General features: G+C 62.8%; 34 protein-coding genes. 24 read left to right on the forward strand and 10 right to left on the reverse strand.

All coding sequences use genetic code 11. The features are described from left to right. The 3 genes from F9929_RS05105 to F9929_RS05115 all read right to left on the reverse strand — a co-directional run bounded on the left by F9929_RS05105 (position 1) and on the right by F9929_RS05115 (position 888). Positions 1–300: a DUF6197 family protein gene (locus tag F9929_RS05105; RefSeq protein WP_152045463.1), complete on the reverse strand. Its 300-nt coding sequence runs from the start codon at positions 298–300 to the stop codon at positions 1–3. Then, on the reverse strand, positions 297–554 hold the full coding sequence (locus tag F9929_RS05110) for a hypothetical protein (protein WP_152045464.1): 258 nt from the start codon (positions 552–554) through the stop codon (positions 297–299). Before F9929_RS05110 ends, F9929_RS05105 begins: the two co-directional genes overlap by 4 nt. A 61-nt stretch (positions 555–615) precedes the next feature. Next, a complete protein-coding gene (locus tag F9929_RS05115; RefSeq protein WP_152045465.1) occupies positions 616–888 on the reverse strand; it encodes a hypothetical protein in 273 nt (90 codons plus the stop codon). 96 nt (positions 889–984) lie between these two features. Here F9929_RS05115 and F9929_RS05120 point away from each other — a divergent pair, with 96 nt between their 5' ends. The 3 genes from F9929_RS05120 (at position 985) to F9929_RS05130 (ending at position 2,380) form a co-directional block, all read left to right on the forward strand. Next, positions 985–1,317, forward strand: coding sequence for a helix-turn-helix domain-containing protein (locus F9929_RS05120; protein ID WP_152045466.1), 333 nt, complete (start codon positions 985–987; stop codon positions 1,315–1,317). A gap of 139 nt (positions 1,318–1,456) precedes the next feature. Continuing rightward, positions 1,457–1,876 carry a hypothetical protein gene (locus F9929_RS05125; RefSeq protein ID WP_235919036.1) on the forward strand — a complete coding sequence of 140 codons (420 nt, stop codon included), beginning with the start codon at positions 1,457–1,459 and terminating at the stop codon, positions 1,874–1,876. 108 nt (positions 1,877–1,984) lie between these two features. Further along, positions 1,985–2,380: a hypothetical protein gene (locus F9929_RS05130; protein ID WP_152045467.1), complete on the forward strand. Its 396-nt coding sequence runs from the start codon at positions 1,985–1,987 to the stop codon at positions 2,378–2,380. Between the two features lie 82 nt (positions 2,381–2,462). On the opposite strand, the gene F9929_RS05135 is transcribed toward F9929_RS05130, so the two are convergent. Further along, positions 2,463–3,125, reverse strand: coding sequence for a hypothetical protein (locus tag F9929_RS05135; RefSeq protein ID WP_152045468.1), 663 nt, complete (start codon positions 3,123–3,125; stop codon positions 2,463–2,465). Between the two features lie 50 nt (positions 3,126–3,175). Between F9929_RS05135 and F9929_RS05140 the strand changes: the two genes are divergently transcribed. Beyond that, entirely contained in the window at positions 3,176–3,427 is a 252-nt protein-coding gene (locus F9929_RS05140) for a hypothetical protein (protein WP_152045469.1), read from the forward strand. 13 nt (positions 3,428–3,440) lie between these two features. Here the strand turns inward: F9929_RS05140 and F9929_RS05145 are convergent, their stop codons facing one another. The 3 genes from F9929_RS05145 to F9929_RS05155 all read right to left on the reverse strand — a co-directional run bounded on the left by F9929_RS05145 (position 3,441) and on the right by F9929_RS05155 (position 4,559). Then, positions 3,441–3,680 (reverse strand): hypothetical protein, encoded by a 240-nt coding sequence (locus F9929_RS05145; RefSeq protein ID WP_152045470.1) that lies wholly within the window; start codon positions 3,678–3,680, stop codon positions 3,441–3,443. After that, positions 3,677–3,961, reverse strand: a complete 285-nt coding sequence (locus F9929_RS05150; RefSeq protein ID WP_193227617.1) for a hypothetical protein — start codon at positions 3,959–3,961, stop codon at positions 3,677–3,679. Before F9929_RS05150 ends, F9929_RS05145 begins: the two co-directional genes overlap by 4 nt. 244 nt (positions 3,962–4,205) lie before the next feature. Continuing rightward, positions 4,206–4,559: a helix-turn-helix domain-containing protein gene (locus F9929_RS05155; protein ID WP_152045472.1), complete on the reverse strand. Its 354-nt coding sequence runs from the start codon at positions 4,557–4,559 to the stop codon at positions 4,206–4,208. Positions 4,560–4,630: 71 nt separating this feature from the next. On the opposite strand from F9929_RS05155, the gene F9929_RS05160 reads away from it, so the two are divergent. The 4 genes from F9929_RS05160 to F9929_RS05175 all read left to right on the forward strand — a co-directional run bounded on the left by F9929_RS05160 (position 4,631) and on the right by F9929_RS05175 (position 6,568). Beyond that, complete coding sequence (locus F9929_RS05160; RefSeq protein WP_152045473.1) at positions 4,631–4,825, forward strand: helix-turn-helix domain-containing protein; 195 nt, start codon at positions 4,631–4,633, stop codon at positions 4,823–4,825. After that, complete coding sequence (locus tag F9929_RS05165) at positions 4,822–5,742, forward strand: Rha family transcriptional regulator (protein ID WP_152045474.1); 921 nt, start codon at positions 4,822–4,824, stop codon at positions 5,740–5,742. The genes F9929_RS05160 and F9929_RS05165 overlap by 4 nt, the downstream gene beginning before the upstream one ends. 208 nt (positions 5,743–5,950) lie before the next feature. Continuing rightward, positions 5,951–6,262, forward strand: a complete 312-nt coding sequence (locus F9929_RS05170; protein ID WP_152045475.1) for a hypothetical protein — start codon at positions 5,951–5,953, stop codon at positions 6,260–6,262. Beyond that, a complete protein-coding gene (locus F9929_RS05175) occupies positions 6,263–6,568 on the forward strand; it encodes a hypothetical protein (RefSeq protein ID WP_152045476.1) in 306 nt (101 codons plus the stop codon). It begins immediately after the preceding gene. Positions 6,569–6,573: 5 nt separating this feature from the next. On the opposite strand, the gene F9929_RS23910 is transcribed toward F9929_RS05175, so the two are convergent. After that, positions 6,574–6,726, reverse strand: a complete 153-nt coding sequence (locus F9929_RS23910) for a hypothetical protein (RefSeq protein ID WP_193227618.1) — start codon at positions 6,724–6,726, stop codon at positions 6,574–6,576. A 528-nt stretch (positions 6,727–7,254) separates the two neighbouring features. Here F9929_RS23910 and F9929_RS24290 point away from each other — a divergent pair. Together F9929_RS24290 and F9929_RS05185 are read left to right on the forward strand one after the other, a co-directional pair. After that, positions 7,255–7,419 carry a hypothetical protein gene (locus F9929_RS24290; protein ID WP_210251305.1) on the forward strand — a complete coding sequence of 55 codons (165 nt, stop codon included), beginning with the start codon at positions 7,255–7,257 and terminating at the stop codon, positions 7,417–7,419. Beyond that, on the forward strand, positions 7,416–7,781 hold the full coding sequence (locus F9929_RS05185; RefSeq protein ID WP_152045478.1) for a hypothetical protein: 366 nt from the start codon (positions 7,416–7,418) through the stop codon (positions 7,779–7,781). Before F9929_RS24290 ends, F9929_RS05185 begins: the two co-directional genes overlap by 4 nt. Here F9929_RS05185 and F9929_RS24295 read toward each other — a convergent pair. Next, positions 7,754–8,119: a hypothetical protein gene (locus tag F9929_RS24295; protein WP_210251306.1), complete on the reverse strand. Its 366-nt coding sequence runs from the start codon at positions 8,117–8,119 to the stop codon at positions 7,754–7,756. The two genes, F9929_RS05185 and F9929_RS24295, sit on opposite strands and share 28 nt — an antisense overlap. Before the next feature lie 29 nt (positions 8,120–8,148). On the opposite strand from F9929_RS24295, the gene F9929_RS05195 reads away from it, so the two are divergent. The 10 genes from F9929_RS05195 to F9929_RS05235 are packed head-to-tail and all read left to right on the forward strand — an operon-like array spanning position 8,149 to position 13,487. Then, positions 8,149–8,628: a hypothetical protein gene (locus F9929_RS05195; RefSeq protein WP_152045480.1), complete on the forward strand. Its 480-nt coding sequence runs from the start codon at positions 8,149–8,151 to the stop codon at positions 8,626–8,628. Next, entirely contained in the window at positions 8,609–9,181 is a 573-nt protein-coding gene (locus F9929_RS05200; RefSeq protein WP_152045481.1) for a hypothetical protein, read from the forward strand. The genes F9929_RS05195 and F9929_RS05200 overlap by 20 nt, the downstream gene beginning before the upstream one ends. Further along, positions 9,178–9,780, forward strand: a complete 603-nt coding sequence (locus F9929_RS23915; RefSeq protein WP_193227619.1) for a RuvC family protein — start codon at positions 9,178–9,180, stop codon at positions 9,778–9,780. Before F9929_RS05200 ends, F9929_RS23915 begins: the two co-directional genes overlap by 4 nt. Next, on the forward strand, positions 9,777–11,198 hold the full coding sequence (locus F9929_RS05205) for a replicative DNA helicase (protein WP_193227620.1): 1,422 nt from the start codon (positions 9,777–9,779) through the stop codon (positions 11,196–11,198). The genes F9929_RS23915 and F9929_RS05205 overlap by 4 nt, the downstream gene beginning before the upstream one ends. After that, positions 11,198–11,566 carry a hypothetical protein gene (locus F9929_RS05210; RefSeq protein ID WP_152045483.1) on the forward strand — a complete coding sequence of 123 codons (369 nt, stop codon included), beginning with the start codon at positions 11,198–11,200 and terminating at the stop codon, positions 11,564–11,566. Before F9929_RS05205 ends, F9929_RS05210 begins: the two co-directional genes overlap by 1 nt. After that, positions 11,563–11,790: a hypothetical protein gene (locus F9929_RS05215; protein ID WP_152045484.1), complete on the forward strand. Its 228-nt coding sequence runs from the start codon at positions 11,563–11,565 to the stop codon at positions 11,788–11,790. Before F9929_RS05210 ends, F9929_RS05215 begins: the two co-directional genes overlap by 4 nt. After that, positions 11,787–12,116, forward strand: a complete 330-nt coding sequence (locus F9929_RS05220; protein ID WP_152045485.1) for a hypothetical protein — start codon at positions 11,787–11,789, stop codon at positions 12,114–12,116. The genes F9929_RS05215 and F9929_RS05220 overlap by 4 nt, the downstream gene beginning before the upstream one ends. Then, the gene (locus F9929_RS05225) at positions 12,113–12,355 is read left to right on the forward strand and encodes a hypothetical protein (RefSeq protein WP_152045486.1); all 243 of its coding nucleotides are present in this window, start codon (positions 12,113–12,115) and stop codon (positions 12,353–12,355) included. The genes F9929_RS05220 and F9929_RS05225 overlap by 4 nt, the downstream gene beginning before the upstream one ends. Before the next feature lie 23 nt (positions 12,356–12,378). Further along, positions 12,379–12,810 (forward strand): hypothetical protein, encoded by a 432-nt coding sequence (locus tag F9929_RS05230; RefSeq protein ID WP_235919037.1) that lies wholly within the window; start codon positions 12,379–12,381, stop codon positions 12,808–12,810. Further along, a complete protein-coding gene (locus tag F9929_RS05235) occupies positions 12,807–13,487 on the forward strand; it encodes a hypothetical protein (protein WP_152045488.1) in 681 nt (226 codons plus the stop codon). Before F9929_RS05230 ends, F9929_RS05235 begins: the two co-directional genes overlap by 4 nt. Positions 13,488–13,677: 190 nt before the next feature. Here F9929_RS05235 and F9929_RS05240 read toward each other — a convergent pair whose 3' ends face one another. Then, positions 13,678–13,917: a hypothetical protein gene (locus F9929_RS05240; RefSeq protein WP_152045489.1), complete on the reverse strand. Its 240-nt coding sequence runs from the start codon at positions 13,915–13,917 to the stop codon at positions 13,678–13,680. 42 nt (positions 13,918–13,959) lie between these two features. Here F9929_RS05240 and F9929_RS05245 point away from each other — a divergent pair, with 42 nt between their 5' ends. From F9929_RS05245 to F9929_RS23920, 4 genes are all read left to right on the forward strand, one after another. Further along, entirely contained in the window at positions 13,960–14,340 is a 381-nt protein-coding gene (locus F9929_RS05245; protein ID WP_152045490.1) for a hypothetical protein, read from the forward strand. Next, on the forward strand, positions 14,228–15,754 hold the full coding sequence (gene terL, locus F9929_RS05250; RefSeq protein WP_235919039.1) for a phage terminase large subunit: 1,527 nt from the start codon (positions 14,228–14,230) through the stop codon (positions 15,752–15,754). Before F9929_RS05245 ends, terL begins: the two co-directional genes overlap by 113 nt. Next, a complete protein-coding gene (locus tag F9929_RS05255; protein WP_152045491.1) occupies positions 15,754–17,556 on the forward strand; it encodes a phage portal protein in 1,803 nt (600 codons plus the stop codon). The genes terL and F9929_RS05255 overlap by 1 nt, the downstream gene beginning before the upstream one ends. 107 nt (positions 17,557–17,663) lie before the next feature. Beyond that, on the forward strand, positions 17,664–17,807 hold the full coding sequence (locus F9929_RS23920; protein WP_193227621.1) for a hypothetical protein: 144 nt from the start codon (positions 17,664–17,666) through the stop codon (positions 17,805–17,807).

Below are 17,807 nucleotides of genomic sequence, written 5' to 3' on the forward strand. Positions count from 1 at the left end.
TCAGTTCCCTTCCTGCTTGAGGGAACGGGCGCGGGCGATTGCATCGTCTATGCGGGAGAGGACTTCGGCTTGGGTGCGGCCGGGATGGTCGTTCCAAGCCGCAATTCCGCTAATTCCAAGGGCTTTCGAAATGTCGAATGTATTCGTGCGAGTAGCCATAGCCGCTCCAACAAGGCACCAACAAACAGCCTCGTTCTCCCACGAAGCCGTTTCTTCGCCGTACTTGTCCCTAGCGCAAACTTCTTGCGTCCATCCCTGCGCGATCTTATCCCGCACAGCCTGAAGCTCGGAGACGTTCATTGACCCATCTCCTTGCTCGCCAGAGACACGCGCCCGGCCATGCCCCTCGGGGCCACAGAGCCATATTCTTGCGTGGCGACCTGAACGCGCGTCGCAGCGTCGTTCGCCATGATCGTGAACAGGATGCCGGCCATGAACATGCTGAAGCCGACGCAGGTGGCGACGGCGATAAGCCAGATCATCGGCCCTGCGTAATCCTTCTCGCAGAAACGGTTGATGATCGGGCGACGGGGAGATGCGAGGGTCTGAGACATGCGGGGAGCCTCGTTGCGATGACGTTCGGAAGCCCGCGACAGTGCGCGGGTAGCCGAAGCGTCAGGCGGCGGCTTTGGCAGCGGCGTAGAGGGGATGGCCCGGCATGAGACGGATGCAGTCGGCCTCGAAATAATCTTCGCGACCGTCGCTGTTGTTCTCGACGGTGAATGCAGCGCGGATCTCTGCGGGAAAGCTGCCGTTCTTCGGGCGAACCTTGATCAGATCGGCCGGGACGCCATCGATCCACGGGCCGGCGCTGATGCGGATGCCAACGCGCTTGCCGTTGGCTTTGAGGACCTTGCCGGTGATCTGCGCTTCGCTTGCCATCTTCATTCCTCACGTTCGGTGTGAGGAGGAATATGCCTTTTGCATAATTGCTCGTCAACAGCTAATATGCGTATTGCATAATTTTCTGCCGAGCGACCAAACATGTCCTTTCCGAACAAGCCTGAACTCTCGCCAGCCGGTGAGTGGTATCGCGACCGTGACGAATGGGTGCGGCACGTGCTCGGGCGCGATTACCTATCTGCGGATTGTCAGCGCGTCGGCATCTTCATCGCCATGCACATGAACCGGCACGACAATCACACGAAGCACCAGCAGACGACGATCGCGAAGGATCTGAACATCAGCCCGCGCACCGTGAAGCGAGCGATCATGCAGCTACGCGAGGAGGGTTTCATCGACCTGGAGAAGGTCGCGCGCGGCCGCCGAAACCGGGCGGTGAACCACTACTTCCTGATCTTCCCGTGGGCCGTCTAGGTGACACCAGTGTCACTTCGTGTAGGTGACACCAGTGACCCCCCTAATAACGGTAGCATAATAACGGTACTCCGGATTCCTCTCTATCAAGCACCGAAGGGGAGTCTGATAGTACTGTAGGATAGGGTGGGAGACTTCGATGATTCGACGGGTGCTGATCGCAATCGCAGCGGTGGCGGCGGGAACGCTGCAGGCAGGCGCGCAGGCTGACGTGGTGATGTCGCCGAATAGCCGCCGCCCGGCTCTGCTCGACGAGTACACGGCATTCATCGGGCGCGACGACCTCTACAGTTCGAGCGGTGAGCGACTGACGCGTCCCTGGCAGATCCTCCGGCAGGATCGCGCCAACTTCCACCTCTACGGCGTCCGCCAGCGCGGTGACACGAGCGACGGCTTCTTCGCTTCGAAGGGCAACCGGGCGATGCTGGAGGAGATGCTTTCGGCAGGTCGCATGTCGCGCGAGGCCGCAACCGTGATCGTCAACGGCGGTGCCTACGTGAAGGTGCAGGTATGGGGTCGCGGGAATATCGGCGACTACATCCGAGTCGAGGTGGAATGATCCGGTGACGCTTCGCCGCAGCGCACCTGTGGAAATCTCAGGTTGTACCCGTTGACGCCCCGTTAACTTCGGCCCCATTCTCGCCTCATTCCAGAGGGGGATACCGAAATGAACAAGCTGCTGATCGCCGCCGCTGCGGTGATGGCCATGACTGGCTGCGCGAAGAAGGCTGCGAGCATTGCGCCTGCCTATGTGTCGCCGCTCGCATATCAGGGATCGACCTGCGAGGCGCTGACCGAAGAGGCGAAGGTCGTATCGTCCCGCGCGGCCGCCGCCAGCGGAGCGCAGGACAATCAGGCAGGCAAGGACGCGGCGCTGACCGCTGTTGGCGTCGTGGTGTTCTGGCCCGCGCTGTTCTTCTTGGATGGCAATGGTGAGAAGGCTGCCGAGGTCGCGCGCCTGAAGGGCGAAATGCAGGCGATCGAAGACGCCAGCCGACGCAAGGGTTGCGGGATCACGTTCCAGCCGGTGGCACCAACCAAGCCGCCGATCAAGAAGGCCTAACGCCTCGCGACGGTGTCTGCGCTTGCCGAGGGGCGGGCGCAGACACGAAAAACCCCGCCGGAGCGGGGCTGGTCCTAGTGGCCTACAGGGTCGACCAAATGCCGGCTATGTTCAGGCACTCGGCTTGGATGTCCTTCAACCTCGCTTTGGTCGCCTTCACCCCCTGAAAGATCGTTCCCGATCCGACGTCGTAAACGGCGCAGTATTCGGGGCTCACCAGTTCCTCGTCCTGAGCGATATGCAGACGGCAAAACTCTTGAACGACTGCGGAAACGTAACCTGCAGACTCGGGGCCATGCGCGTATTGGGTGGAGAAATGGAGCTTGATCCCACCAACAAACTTTCGCCCCTTCGCGCCCGTGCCTCGCAAGATCAGTTCCGGTCGCACGGATATCGCGACGTTGCCGAAGGTCATCTTCTCAGCATAATTCGAGCCGAGCGCTGGCTCCGCGCCGCATAGGTCGACATCGTCGAGCATGTTGCTGAAGCGTTCGATCGCATCGATATTTGCGTTCAACCGGCGCGAGGTGCCGATGTTGTCAGCCGGCTTCTGCTTCAAGATCGCTGCTTGCTTGTCGAGAATGGACGAATCGACCGCCCCGTCCGCAAGGTATCGTCCGATTGCTTCGCCGGCCTCGCGATAGAATGTCCCAGCGTTGAAATCTGGATCGGGATACTTGCGTTGATGTAGGATCGTGCGCTGCCGCGCCCCTTTGCTGACGATGTATTCGGCCAGCTTGTTCACTGAAATGGAGGGATTGCTCGGCAAGGTGCACCTATGGAGAGGACGGGTCAATGACGATGCAGGTGGTAGCGTCGCTCTCGAACACCGAGAGCTTGGTCATCGGCGAGATCACCGATGCCGAAGCAGCTTTGGCCCTTGCAGATGATCCGACCATGCTGCGATCTGGCCTGTTCCTGATCCAGGTTGATCGACGAGATCCGCGAGCCCCTGGAAGGGTCGTGGCCCGCTTCACATCCGCCGATGCCGCAGCCAAGCTCGCGCAGTTCTTCCGCATCAGCGGGAGGATCGAAGACAAGGGGTGAGGGCGACAATCGCTCACTCGGTCAGCCCTTCCTCAATGATCCGCAGGCAATAGCCGGTCATCATGAACCAGGTCGTGCCGCGCCAGCCTTCAACGATCTCGACAAGCCCGATCACGATCAGTCCATGCGCTTCGATCAGTTCAGCGTCGGTCAAGTCGCCGATCTCACGGCCGATCGCGTCCTCGGCAAAGCCTCCGCCGCCCAGGCGCGCGAGAAGGCGGCGTTGCGAACGGGTGAGGTCGTCGAGGGTCATGACGGGCAGCGGTAGAGATCGCCGGTCGCGGACGCTCCGCCCATGCCCATCTGCTGGTTCGTCGTGAGGAGATGCGTCGCGCCCTTGGCAGCAGCCGCGTTCTTGAGTCGGCGGTTCGCATCTTCCTGCGCCGCGCCCATCAGCACTACGCCGCCAATCAGGTACTGCTTGCCCGTCTCCTGGCCCAAGAACTTGCAGCCGCGCACGAGCTCGGGATTACCGGTCGTAACGATGTTGGCGCTTTCGGGCGTCGCGGTCTGACAGCCGGTCAGGGCCGCCACGAAACATGTCGCTGCGATGCTATGAAACTTCATTCCATCCCCCTGATAACGCTGACGACACAGCGCCGTGTTTGGTCTGCTAAAGCGAAAGGCTTACGTCTGGTCATTGACTCTTAGGTAGCGGACGTTCTGTATTCGTTCTCATCGCGGAGGTTGAGGTGGGAGATGCGGGAGCGAGAGACGGAAGCTGAAATGGAATTGCTGGCGTTATGGCGTGAACTCTCGGATGCTGACCGTGCCCATGTCATACGTCAGATGGCTGCCTTGCGCGCTGCAAGGCGATGAGGCCTCGCACCGTGCGCTGAATGTTTTCCTTATCGGCGGCTTCGAGCTGCCGAAATTCGGACAGGAAATGCTTTTCCTCGTCCGTTTCGGCTGAGGTCTGAATGTCGCCCTTGCCCGTTAGAAGCCACTCTAAGCCGACCCGGAACTTCGCGGCGTAGATCCGCGCCGTCTCTTTCTTGAAGCCGCGCGTTCCATTCTCGTGCCCGGCGTAGGTCGGATATTTAAAGCCGAAAGCATCGCAGGCTTCCTGCGCTGTCGAGTAGCGAACCTCTCGGGCCTGCTTGAGTCGCGCGGCTAGCTGCAAATCGATCATTCCCAACATTATGCATATCGCACTATGCATTTGGCATTGACGTTTGATTATGCCTTTTGCATAATACAGGCATGGATGCTTCCCTTGACCTCTCGGCCGCTCGAAAGCGCCTGGGCCTCACGCAGTCGGCTCTCGCTGATCGTTGGGGCGTCGATCTTGCGACCATCTGGCGGTGGGAGAACCGGGGCATCCCCACCCGTGGAGCATCGCGGAAGCTCGTTGATGCCCTGATCTCCGAAGCATCTGTTCGTGAGGCCGCAGCGTGATCGAACCCTTCGACCAGAACCCAAACGTGATCCCGGTCGTCCGCGTGAAGGACGGGCAGACGTTCGCGAACAGCCGCGACGTGGCGGCTTTCTTCGGCAAGCAGCACAAAGATGTTCTGAAGAAGTACGACAATCTCGAATGCTCGGTAGAATTTGCACAGCGCAATTTTGCGCCATGCGAGGAGCCTCATCCAAACATCCCGGGGCGCATGGACCGCTCCATTGATATGACCCGCGACGGGTTCGTGTTCATCGCATTCGGTTTCACCGGCAAGCGGGCTGCAAAGTTCAAGGAAGACTACATCGCAGCGTTCAACGCGATGGAGGCTCGTCTGACCCGCCGGATGGAGATCGCAGCGTCTCCGGCGCAAGGCTCCCTCGCGCTGACGATGGAGACGAACGACAGCCTCGCCAACATTGAGCGCCAGCTTCACGGGATCGACGTCGGTCTCGGCTCCAAAATGGACGGGCTCACCGGATCGATCATCGGCGCGGTCATCAAGCATGTCGCCCGCCCGATCCTAGACCTGATTGCCCGGAACCAGTTCTGGACTGAGCAGCGCTTCGAGGCGAGCTACAAGCGCGACAAGCTCCTGATTGAGACGCTCGCTGCCAAGCAGGACGCCAGCGAGTGCATATCCATCGCCCTCGCGCAAAGCTTGATGGGCGTCCCGGCCTTCGAACGATCCGCCCGCCTTTCGCGCAACCTGTCTGCCAACGCGATCCACTGGTTCGTTGCGCGAGGCTTCACTGCCCGTCCTGATCCGTCTCACGCCAATGGCCCTTGGGTCTTCCAGAAGTCCAAAATCCGCGAATGGTGGGAAGCCAGCGGCAAGGGCATCTACGAACGCGAGGTTCATCGAAAGGTTGTTCCGCAGCTTAAGCTCGTCGGTGGAAGCGGTGGAGCAGCGTCGTGATCGTCGTGGCTGCCATACCGCTCCAGGCTGCTCGTGGCGTCTTCCGCGCCTGCCGTTGGTGCAGTGGCGACGTCGGACGCATTGAGACCGCGCCGGCCATCGAACCCGCCAACCATGCCGGTCGCATGATCTGCGCCGGGTGCGGACGGCAGACCGGATGGGTTTCCGCCCGCGCACTCCGCAAAGCCGAAAAATTGGCGAGGGCCGCATGATCGACCTCGCATCCATCTCCGACGACGATCTGGTCTCCGAGATCGCCCGCCGTGAGCTTCACAAGCACCGTGGCGTCTTCGCGCTGATGTCGGAGTCGATGCTCGACTACCACGCGATGTGGGCCGGCATCGTCGCCTATTCGTCCATGGTGGACGGCCGCGACGGGTTCATGTCCGCCCATGCCTACGAGCTTCGCACGACGATCTTTCGGCTGGTGGACGATCATCCGCGCGTCGCGGTCGGGCCGGTGAATACGACGTTTCGCGGTGCTGAAGACCGCATTCATGAAATCGCGAGGGCGGCTTAGATGGCTTGGGATTTCCGCCCAGGGATGCGGGTCGTGTGCGTCGATGATCAGCACACCAATCGCTATGATGTTTCAGAGATCGTCAAAGGTTCGATCTACACGATCTGCTGGGTTGGCGAAGGCCAGATGCAATCTGGCGAATTCGTTGTTGCTGTTCGTCTTGTCGAAGTGCCATCGCGGCTTTCGGTGCGTGGTCAACCCTCGGATAAGCCCTTCCGCGCTTCTCGTTTCCGCCCGGTACGCGAGGCCAACATCGACTGCCTCCGCGCTCACCTCGAGCCTCGCAACGTCGAGGTCGCGGCCTGATGCTCTCAACCCTTCACCCCATTGCCGGCACATCCCCCTCTGCCGGCATCCGAGGCGCATGTATCGCGTCCCTCGGCAGCGCGGCGGGCGTTCCCCTCCCGGTCCGCCGCGCTCAGTTTCCGCAGCACGATGATCGCGAAGCCGATCGCTTCGTCCATGGTCAAGCCGTCCGTCATCTGCCTGCGCCTTCCTTCGGCCGTCGCGTTCGTTGCGCGCCTGGCCTGCCAGTAATCCTCCCCGGCGCGGTTGCAGCCGCTCGGGGCCGGACATGGGTTGCAGCCCGTGTCCCTGAACAGATCGAATTGTGTGTCCCGTCTGCTCTCCATGCCCAGAAGTTCGCATGGAGCCACCAGCAATGTCCGTCACATCACGTTCCGCGCACGGAACGAAGCGTTCCGAGATTTCAATGAGCCTCGAAGCGGTCCAAGACGCTCGGTCGTGGCTGGAAGCCCTGATGCGGGTGCATCATCGCGGCCCAACGGACACGTGGACAGCAGCGCGAGATCGCGTTGCTGCCGAGATCGGGTTGGAGCGCACTTACGCCCGCCGTCTTTGGAACCGCTGGCAGGAAATGAAGGACGTGTCGGGTGGTGCCTACAAGGCTCTTCTCGAAGCCTACGAAGCCGAATGCCTCAAGCATGAGAACGCAGCCCTTCGATATCGGGAGCTGCGCATGGGGAAGAACGATGGTTGCGAAACTCACCAAGAACCTCCTCTGGCGGGCGCTGGAATGGCTGCGATGGAGAGCCAGTCGTCGCAAGCCGGAGCCCGAGCCGGCGTCTGAAGAACCCACGGTGGAAGACCTCGCCCGCCTGCATGTCGAGGGATCAACGGAGAAGGTCGGAGAATGAGTAGCGTCGAAGCTCGCTTGCAGTCCGAGAATGTCCGTCTTCGCGAAGAGCGGGAGGAACTGGAAGAGCGCGTCCGGCAGCTCGAGGAGGCGCTTCGCCCGACGCGCACCTTGCCGACCGATTGGAAGCTGTCAGCGCAGGAGACGCGCTTCGTCTTGGCGCTTCTGGCTCGCGATGTCGTGCCGTTCCACGCCATGAACGAGGCCATTCGCGTCAGCCAGCACGCATTCTGCGAGAACCACTGCCACGTCGTGGCTGGTCGTGTGCGCCGGAAGGTCGAAGGCGTGATGGCCATCGAGACCGTTCGTCAGCGGGGTTTCCGCCTTCGCGATCGTCAACGCGTTGCCGAGATGGTGGCATGATCGGGCTTCTCGCGCACCGGATTGAGCTTTCCCCGCTCGACGACCGAACGCTTGCCGATGGCATAGCGGCCATGATCCAGGAGCAAGCCGCCTGCGGGGCAAGCGTTCGCCTGCCGTTTCTGCCGTGCGTCCTCGACGAATACGACTTGGCTCGCGCCTTCGTCCTGTTCCTTCTCCCTGACGTCGTGATGGACGTTCGCGAGGCTTTGCCGGGCGGGCGGTTCTTCTATGCGTTGGTCGACGCCACTGACGGATCGGCTCCGCCGTTCGCCGCTGTCGCACGCACACGCCAGCGAGCTTTGATCGCGGCAGGTCTTCGCGCTTTCGATCACCAGCACAGCGCGATCGCACAGGCGGAGGCCGCCTGATGGCCCGCTTCCGCTGGACCGAAGAAGCCATCGCCGAACTGCGCCGGCAGATGAACCTCGAAAAGACCTACGCGCAGATCGCCAAGCTCCTCGGCTGCTCCGAGAACGGCGTGCGGATCAAGGTCTCTCGCCTCGGCTGGGGCGGGCGGATTGGATACCTCGCAAGTCGGCGAATGAAGGGCAAGAAACGTCCGCTGTCGGTCCGGTTGAAAATCGCCAAGGCCAGCAAGGCGCGCACCTCAACGCCCGAACATCGCGAGCGCTTCCGGCAGGCAGTTGGCAGCCCGGAGATAGAGGCCAAGCGCCTCGCGGCCCTGACGGCGCACTACGACGCGCGCCGCGGCGGCCCGCTCTCTCCGCATCTGCGCGAAGCCTATGCCCTGGCGCGCTCTCAACACTTCTCCGCCCGCGAGGCCTATGCCGTCGCGATCTCTTCCGACAGACAGAAAGGCAGTGACCATGTCGCGCGCAAAGCGTGAGACCTCCAGTGCTGGCGAGTCCGCTGGCGTCGGGCACAACTCTATCAGCCCCGATCAGCGTCATGCGCTGATGCTGATGCATCGCCGGCGCTTCAAGGCGCTGGACGCGGACAAGAAGCGGATCGCCTCCGAGCTGCAGAAGCTCGGCAAGGTCGTGAAGGCCGATCTCGGTGAGCACGGCCTGGACCAGATCAAGACGCACATCGCGATGGAAACGCCGGAAGGTCGCGAGAAGACCGAGGCTCGGATCGCCGCGCTGCGCGAGGTGGCATCTTGGGCGGTCGGTGAGAACGGCCAGTTCGACATGTTCACCGAGAAGAAGCCGTCCGGCGACAGCCAAGCGTTCATGGACGGCAAGATTGCGGGCATGGACGACGAGCCCTGCCGGTCGCCCTACGCCGAAAACACGGCCGATGGCGAGGACTGGATCAAGGGCTGGCACAAGGGCGCGGCGGTCCTGAAGGAGCTTCTCGCGTCCCGTGCCACGGCCGAACTGATCGAAGGCGCCGGCCACGACGAGGGCGGCGATCTCGACGATGGCGAGGGCGCATGACGCTGATCCTCGGTCTTGATCCAGCGCAGGTCACTGGCATCGCGCTCTACGACACTGCGCGCAGCCTTTCGGCGATCCAGGTCAACACCTTCAAGGCCGCCGGCGATTGCTTCGAAGAGAAGGGCGGCTCCATTGGCCGCCAGCTTTTCGGCCTTATCCGCTCGCTGGAGCGTGACGGCCGCCGCCCGGCGCTGATCGCAATGGAAGCGCCGCTTCGGCAGAAGGTCGGCATCAAGCGCAAGACCACCTTCATGGGCCAAGCGGGGGACGACGAGCCGGCGGCGGACGGCGGTGGGCTGAACGCCGTCATCTCCTCCAACCAGATCACCGGCGCGATCATGTGCGTCGTGGCGGTCAAGGACATCCCCTTTGTCATCCTGTCCTCGTCGACGTGGCGGAAGGCGTTCCTCGGCTTCGGCACGCACAAGGGATGGACTCGCGACGACTGGAAGAAGGCGGTTCGCCAGCAGTGCGCCCGCGAGAAGATCGCGGTGACCAACAACGACCAAGCGGACGCGGTGGGCATCGCGATCGCCGCCAAGAACACCGACACGTTCCGCCATATCGAATACGAGCGCAGCAGGCAGGTGGCGGCATGAACGCGCAATCCGACTTCGACATTGCCGCGATCGACAACCCGGAAGCTGAGCAGGCGCTGCTTGGAGCGATAATGCTGCACAACGATGCGGTGACGGTCGTCCGATCCATGCTGAAGCCCGAACACTTCAGCGAGCCGCTTCACCAGCGCGCCTATGCCGTCATCGTCGAGATGGTGGACAAGGGCGATCACGCCACGCCGATCACCGTGCGGCCGTTCCTAGGGGCCAAGGACGACAAGATCGGGGACATCACCCTCGCGCAGTACCTCGCGCGCCTCGTCAGCGAAGGGACCGGCGCCTATTCGGTGAAGGGGCAGGCGAAGGCGGTTCTGGAGTCCTGGCAGCGCCGCATGATCGTTGCCGAGTGCCGCGATATGATCAAGCGCGCCTGCGAGGCAAGCCCGTCCGACGAGCCGGGAAGCATGGCGGCGTCGCTCGGTGACCGGATCGTGGACATCGTCAATGCCGGCGTCGATGCGAAGAAGTCCCGCCAGTATGGCGACCTGCTGCACGCTGCCATGGAGACGGTGCAGGCGCGCCGCAACGACGACAGCGGCCTGATCCGGTGGTTTCTACCCGAGGTGAACGCTGTGGTCGGCGCCGTGCGGCCGGGCAACCTCGTCGGGCTCATGTCGGACAGTGGCGGCGGCAAGACAAGCTTCTCCGCCTCTCAATGCCGCTTCGCTGCCGAGGCCGGTATCCCCACCGCCTTCTTCTCCATCGAGGTCACCGAAGATGAGGCCGCGCTTCAGATGGCGGCCCAGCGCATCGGCGTCTCCATGGGCGAGATCGACGAATGGGACCTGCGCCGCGGCAAGATGGAAGCGCTCGTTGATGAGCAGGCCTCCGGCGCGCACCTGCCTCTCGTTATCGAAGGCTTTGCCGAAGCGAACATCGCGGAGATCCGCAACCGCATCCTCATCCTGAAGAAGCGCATGGGCCTGCGGTTCGTGATGATCGACCACGCTAAGATGATCGACCTGCCTGGGCGAGGAAACGACCTCTTCGCAGAGCGGGTGAACAAGCTCTACCGCGAGCTGAAGTCCATCGCCAAGGCGACTGGGGTGGCGATCGTCATCCTCATCCAGCGCAACGACGACTGGAAGCGCCGCGCGTCGCCCAAGCCCGTCCCAAGCGATGCCTATGGCGGCGGATCGGTGAAACAGAACCTCGACGTCTTCTTCTCGCTCTACCGGCCCGAGCCGCTTTTTCGCGACATGTACAGCGTCGAGGGAAGTTCGAAGGGCCGTGACGAACTCGCAGACAAGATCGAACGCTGCAAGGGCCTCGCCTGGATCATCAACCACAAGCGCCGGCGCGGCGAACCCATGAAGTCGGAGCGGGTGCGGTTCGAGGCCGAACTGACGCTGTTCAAGTCCGACGCGCCCGATGTCGATCTGCCGGCGGAGCTGTTCTGATGGGCTACATCCCTGGCAAGAGCCACGTCGAAGCGCAGGAATGGGGCAGGGGCTGGATCGCCCTATGGGCCGGCTTCGGTCACACCCGCCTGCGACACGTCTCCGGGCCCGATAAGCGCGCCAAGCAGTTCCCATGCAAGGCGGAGGCGCTGGAGGCCGGCATCGCCGCCCTGCGCGCTCATGAGCCCGACATCAAGACCACGGCGAAGGTCGAAGAGCACGATCCGATCGGCGACAAGCTGGCAGCCGAAATCGGCTCCTTCCGCGAGCGGCGGGAGATCGACAATCGCACGCTGCGCCGGACCGTGTTCCGCGGACTCGGCAAAGGGTCCGTCGCAGTCGAGACCGTGAAGAGGAGGGGGGCGTGAACCTGCAAGATTTGAACAGCGCTCACCGCTGCATGATGCGTCAGCTCCATCGGCACTGCGGAGAAGAGAATTTCGCTGAGGATATTCTGACGCTTCTCGCAGGCATGGCCGCGGAAACGATCAACAACTTGGCAAAGCCAGGGCATGAAGATGCACTCGCAAGCGCATTCTCGCGGCTGATCCAAGAGCAGATGGAGAGCATGGCGAAGGAGCGCATTCCTTGACCCGCGAGCATCTCCCCAACCGCCGCATGTCCGAAAGCCACGACCTTCGCTTCCAGGGCATGGACGTGCAGGTCTCCTTTGGCTTCACCGACGACCTGCGCATCACCGAGGTGTTCGCCAGCACTCGGAAGGTCGGCACCACCTTCGACACCATGGTGCGCGACACGGCCGTGCTTTTGTCGATCAACCTGCAATATGGCGCCACGCCAACCGTGCTGGAACGCTCCCTCACCATGACCGAGGAGGGCAAGCCGGAAGGATTCGCCGGCCTCATCATCCAGACCATCAAGCAGCGCGAGGCGGAGATCCGCGAGAAGGCGGCATGACCAATGACGTCCTTGAACAGATCGCGCACGACCTGTCCGGCGACCTCTTGAACCGCGTGAAGGACGCTGGTGGTCGCCCGGAGGACGCGATACTCGCCACCGAGGCCTTGTGTGCCTACGTGCTGAACGCTCTCGTGGTGCCAGGCAACGACCATGACGTGATCGAAGACGTGACAGGGGGCATTGCCATCGCGCTCGTCCAAGCACGCAAGGCCGCGCCGGCGGAGACGCGCCATTGATCGATGCGAGGGTGCCCCTTCTCTTGGCCGAATACGGCATCACGGCGGTGGATCGGCACCAGCGGCCGGACATTGGAGAGACGCGCGCTGTAGGGGCATTCTCGCGTATTCTCAGGCGCTTTGGAGAGGATCACACCCGCCTCGTCCTATCGACCCTCGCTGAAACCGAGAACAACAAAGCGGTGCTGGACGAGGCGACGATATGGGCGACTTCCGATCTTGTCCGCGCCTGCCGACAGATCATCGAGAAGGATGCGGGCGCTTGGCTGGCGCTGTGGGACGCAATGCCCCTCGGCCAGCTTCATGCTCTGTGCTCCGATCTCTCCGGGATCACCCGCGTGCGGGAGGCCATGGTCGGGGTAATCTACGAGCGCATCGTCCGCCGGTTTGGAAAGAATGCAGCGCAGCCCGATCTCTTCGATGATCGCGGACCATACGGGAAGGCAGCACGATGACCCAGCATGAGATCAGCACCCGCGCCGATATCGAAGAACGGTTTCAGCGCGCCGCGCGCACCGAGCGTCTTCGCAGGGTGGACGGTGTGGGCCCCGCCAGGGAGCGCAGTTCGATGCCAGCCTATACCCACGACTGGGCAGACAAGAACGGCTGGGGCTCGGAGCGCCTGAAAGAGGAGCGCAAGGACTTCTTCCGAACCCTCGAGAACGGCATCACGGCGCAGGACATCACAGCGATGGAGGAGTGCGAGCGCTGGACGGCGGATTTCGTGGACAACCCGAAGCACCGGCGGGCACTATGGGCATGGGCCGCGTCCAAGGTCGGAGGGATGAGGTTCAAGGACTGGGCCACCCGCGAAAGCACCAACGTGAAAACGGCTCGCGAGTGGAAAAACGCTGCCATTGACAGGGTTTATGCCCGCCTCGGTCTCAACAGCTTCCAGCGGCAGGAAGGTGGCGAAAACGGGGGGTTCACTGGATGCCCGGTTTCGACCTATCTTCCAGCTACAGTCGAAAATGATGCGCGGACGGCAACACCACCCACATGGCGGGACGAGTGGAGCCTAGAGCCCATCTTCGACAAGCCGAACCGGCGGTTCTTCCGGCACGGTGACGCCAAGCCCGTTCACATGCCAGAGCTTCACGAGGAGCCGAAGGCAAAGCGAAAAGCGGCGTGAGAGAGTTTCGAGGCCCTGCACAGCGCGGGGCCTTTTCAGTTTGAGGCGGACGGACGAGGCTTAGGCCCGTGAGGTTCGATCCAATGCGGGAGACCAGAGGCGCGCTGCTTGCCATGCGCCGCGTGTCGCCGAACCGCAGAGGGCGTGGGCCAAGCCGGGGTGGGAAGCGAGCGGTCCAGCCTCAAAGCCCTTACAGCGACGCGGTGGTGATCATCGGGATGTTCCCTTCAACCGCTGCTCTTCGCGCATGATCGAGGGCGCGCATACGGTTCTCTTGACTGAGCTTCTGAAGCTGCGGGATTGCGCTACGAGCGACCCGATAGCGGCCGAGCGACGGGGAAATGATCTCGTCATAGTCGCCCATGCGAGGCAGCGCTTGCTGAGCAGGTTCGCCGGTGATCAGGCACTTCGCTTCATTCTGCCAAGACATGCGACGCTCCATCTAACTTAGACGAAGAGTAGAACAGGATAGATGGCAGTCGGCAAGAAGACCGGAGGCCGTACCAAGGGCACCCCAAACAAGGCCACGGCCAAGCGCGAGCGAGAGATCGCAAGGGGCGGCACCACCCCGCTCGAATACATGCTGAAGGTGATGCGCAACCCGCGCGCCGAAGGTGAGAGGCGGGACCGGATGGCCGTCGCCGCCGCGCCGTATGTGCATCCGAAGCTTTCGACCATGCAGCACTCAGGCCCGAACGGTGGGCCGATCCCGACCGTCGACCTGACGAACATGAGCACGGATGACCTTGACCGCCTCGAAGCTCTCTTCGGTCAGCTTGCCGGTTCCGCCGGCGACGATGCTGAGGGCCATTCGGGCGGAGAAGGAGAGGCGGCGCCAGCAGACGGAGCGTGACCGGGTCGCCAGGGATGCGGAGAGGATTCGCACCCGCTGCGAACGCCTCGTCGGCTTCGTCCGCGAGGCGTGGCACGTTCTGGAGCCTTCGCAGCCCTATGTGCACGGCTGGCACGTGGATGCGCTGTGCGACCATCTGGAGGCGGTGAGCGCGGGCGACATCAACCGCCTGCTGATCAACGTGCCGCCTGGCACCATGAAATCGCTGCTGACGAGCGTTCTGTGGCCGGCGTGGGAATGGACGCGCAACCCGGCGCTCCGTTACCTGACGACCTCCTACGCGGAGAAATACGTCAAGCGCGACAGCCGGCGAATGCGCGATCTGGTGACGAGCGAGTGGTACACGTCGCTCTGGCCAGAGGTGAAGTTGATCCGGGCAGGTGAGGCGTCCTTCGCCAATTCCAAGACCGGGTTTCGTGAGGGCATGGCCTTCGGCTCCCTGACCGGCGGCCGCGGCGATCGCGTCATCATTGACGACCCGCATTCGACCGAGACGGCGGAGTCGGATGCCGAGCGCGAGAACACGACGCGCATCTTCCGAGAGGCGGTGCCGACCCGACTGAACAACCCGGCCACGTCCGCCATCGTGGTCATTATGCAGCGCCTGCACGAAAAGGACGTGTCGGGCCAGATCATGTCGCTGGGCCTTGGCTATCAGCACCTGATGCTGCCGATGGAGTTCGAGCCGGAACGCCGGTGCCATACCTCCATCGGCTTCGACGATCCCCGCACCTATGAGGGTGAGCTGCTCTTTCCCGAGCGGTTCCCGAAAGAGGTGGTGGAGCGAGACAAGGTGCCGATGGGCGCCTATGCCGTGGCAGGCCAGTTTCAGCAGCGCCCGACCCCGCGTGAGGGCGGGCTGTTCAAGCGCCACTGGTTCGAGGGTAAGTTCATCCGCCAAGCCCCGCCGGGCGTGCGCTGGGTGCGTCATTGGGACCTTGCAGCGACGAAGAGTAAGACGGCGGCCTGGACTGCTGGGGTGAAGCTCGGGCGCGCTCCTGACGGCTCCTATGTCGTCGGTGGCGTGGTTCGAACGAGAGACGAGGGCCACCGGGTCCGCGCGCTCATCAAGGCCACTGCCGAGATGGACGGACGGGATGTCGAGATCAGCCTGCCGCAAGACCCTGGCCAAGCCGGAAAGGTGCAAGCGCGGGACTTCGTATCGATGCTGGCAGGGTGGCGGGTGAAAGCCGAGCCCGAGACTGGCGACAAGGTAACGCGAGCCGAGCCGTTCTCGTCGCAGTGCGAGGCGGGCAACGTCTTCATCGTCGAGGGCACCTGGAACGCGGACTATCTCGACGAACTCTGCCTGTTTCCGGGCGGCTCGTTCAAGGATCAGGTGGACGCCACTTCGGGGGCGTTCGGTCGTCTATCAGCGCCGGGGTTCAGGTACGGCATGCTTGAGGTTGTGTGATGGTTCTCTGGTTGGATCGCCTGCAGAACCTCATCACAGGTCTCGGATCGTCCAAGGACAAGAACACCGACACCAATTTCGTCCTACACCATCAATCTCAGGTCCAGCTCGAGGCCGCGTACCGATCGGACTGGCTGGCCCGGAAGGTGGTGGACATCGTCCCGTTCGACATGACGCGCGAGTGGCGCACGTGGCGGGCGGATGAGGACCAGATCCAGGCGCTTGAGGCGTTGGAGAAGCAGCTTGGCATCCGCCAGAAGGTGGCGCGCGCCCTCTGCCTCTCGCGCCTCTACGGCGGTGCGGTGCTTGTGCTTGGAGACGGAGCGAACGACCCGCGCCAGGAACTGCGCGTTGACGGCGTGAAGAAGGGCGGCCTTCGATATCTCCATGTGCTGAGCCGGCACGAAATCGCGGCCAACGACGTCGACCGTGATCCGGTATCGCCGTACTTCGGAGAACCCAAGAGCTACCAGATCAACAGCGCGTCGCAGTCGGTCGAACTTCACCCATCGAGGGTGGTGCGCTTCATCGGATCACCGCTGCCGTCCATGGTCGGATATGAGGGCTGGGGGGATAGCATCCTTCAGGCGCTCTACGACGCGATCATACAGGCATCATCGGCGCAGCAGCACGTTTCCGGGCTCATTCCAGAGGCGAAGACCGACATTATTTCCATGCCCGGCCTGTCCGAAGCGTTGTCCACCCAAGCCGGCACAGCGAGCGTCACGAACCGCTTCCAGTATGCGGCGATGGCGAAGGGCATGTTTGGCATGCTGCTGATCGAAGGCGATGGCCAGAAGCAAGGCGAGGTCTGGCAGCAGAAGCAGTTGAACTTCGGAGCCTTCCCTGACCTGATGCGCATCTTCTTGCAGGTCGCCGCCGGCGCTGCGGACATTCCCGTCACCCGCCTTCTAGGGCAGTCGCCGGCAGGGATGAGCGCCACTGGCGAAAGCGACATGCGGAACTATCACGATCATCTCCGAGCTCGGCAGGTGAACGAACTCGGGCCCGCGTTGGCTCGGCTGGATGAGGTGCTGATCCGCTCCGCCCTCGGCTCCCGGCCGGAAGGCGTCTGGTACGATTGGGCCCCGCTCTGGCAGATGAGCGACAAGGAGAAAGCCGAGATCGCCAAATCCACGGCGGAAACGGCGGCCATCTATGCTCGCGAGGCGCTGATCCCGGCCGAAGTGCTGGCGGAAGGCGTGAAGGGGCGGCTGATCGACGACGGCACGTTCCCCGGCATCGAGGCGGCCTATGACGGGCAGACCACGGTCGAACTGGATGAGGAGGATGATGAGGAGGAGTTGACCGGCAACGTCGAGCGGCTGCGCGTTGCGGCCAACGATGCCGAGCCCGCGCCCCTCTACGTCCATCGCAAGGTCAAGAACGGCGCAGCGATCATCGCTTGGGCCAAGGGGCAGGGGTTCACATCCACGCTCAATGCCGACGACCTGCATGTGACCATCGCCTTCAGCCGCGCGCCGGTGGACTGGATGAAGGTCGGAGAGTCCTGGGAGAGCGAACTGAAGATCGCCGCCGGTGGCCCGCGCGTCATGGAGCAATTCGGCGAAGCGTCAGTGCTTCTCATCCCCGGCCGGTCGCTGAAGTGGCGACACGAGGAAATCCGCGAGGCGGGCGCGTCTTGGGATCATCCCGAATATCAGCCGCACATCACCATCAGCTACGGTGGTGCGCCGGCGGATCTGTCGAAGGTGAAGCCCTATCAGGGTGAGATCGTGCTCGGGCCGGAAATCTTCGAGCCGCTGGATGAGGACTGGAAAGCGAAGGTCGCCGAAGGGTGACCGCAAACGTTCGGTTTCGAGCAGGCTGTCTCGGCTGTGCTCAAAAGATAACCCACCGCACCTTTTGAACATGCCCGAAATGATTGAGCCGGTTTAGGACTGCCCCGATGTCGATGGAGCCTATCACCGACTGGAAGCCGGTCCGGTTCTTGCCCTTCATCGAATGGCGGTTCATGGCCGTCTATGGCGATGACCGTGATGTCTATGGCTTCCTGCACAAGCAGTATCGCTTGCGCCCGCGAGGGGTGTAG

It is taken from the genome of Aureimonas psammosilenae (genome assembly GCF_009176975.1).
Classification (GTDB): Bacteria; Pseudomonadota; Alphaproteobacteria; order Rhizobiales; family Rhizobiaceae; genus Plantimonas; species Plantimonas psammosilenae.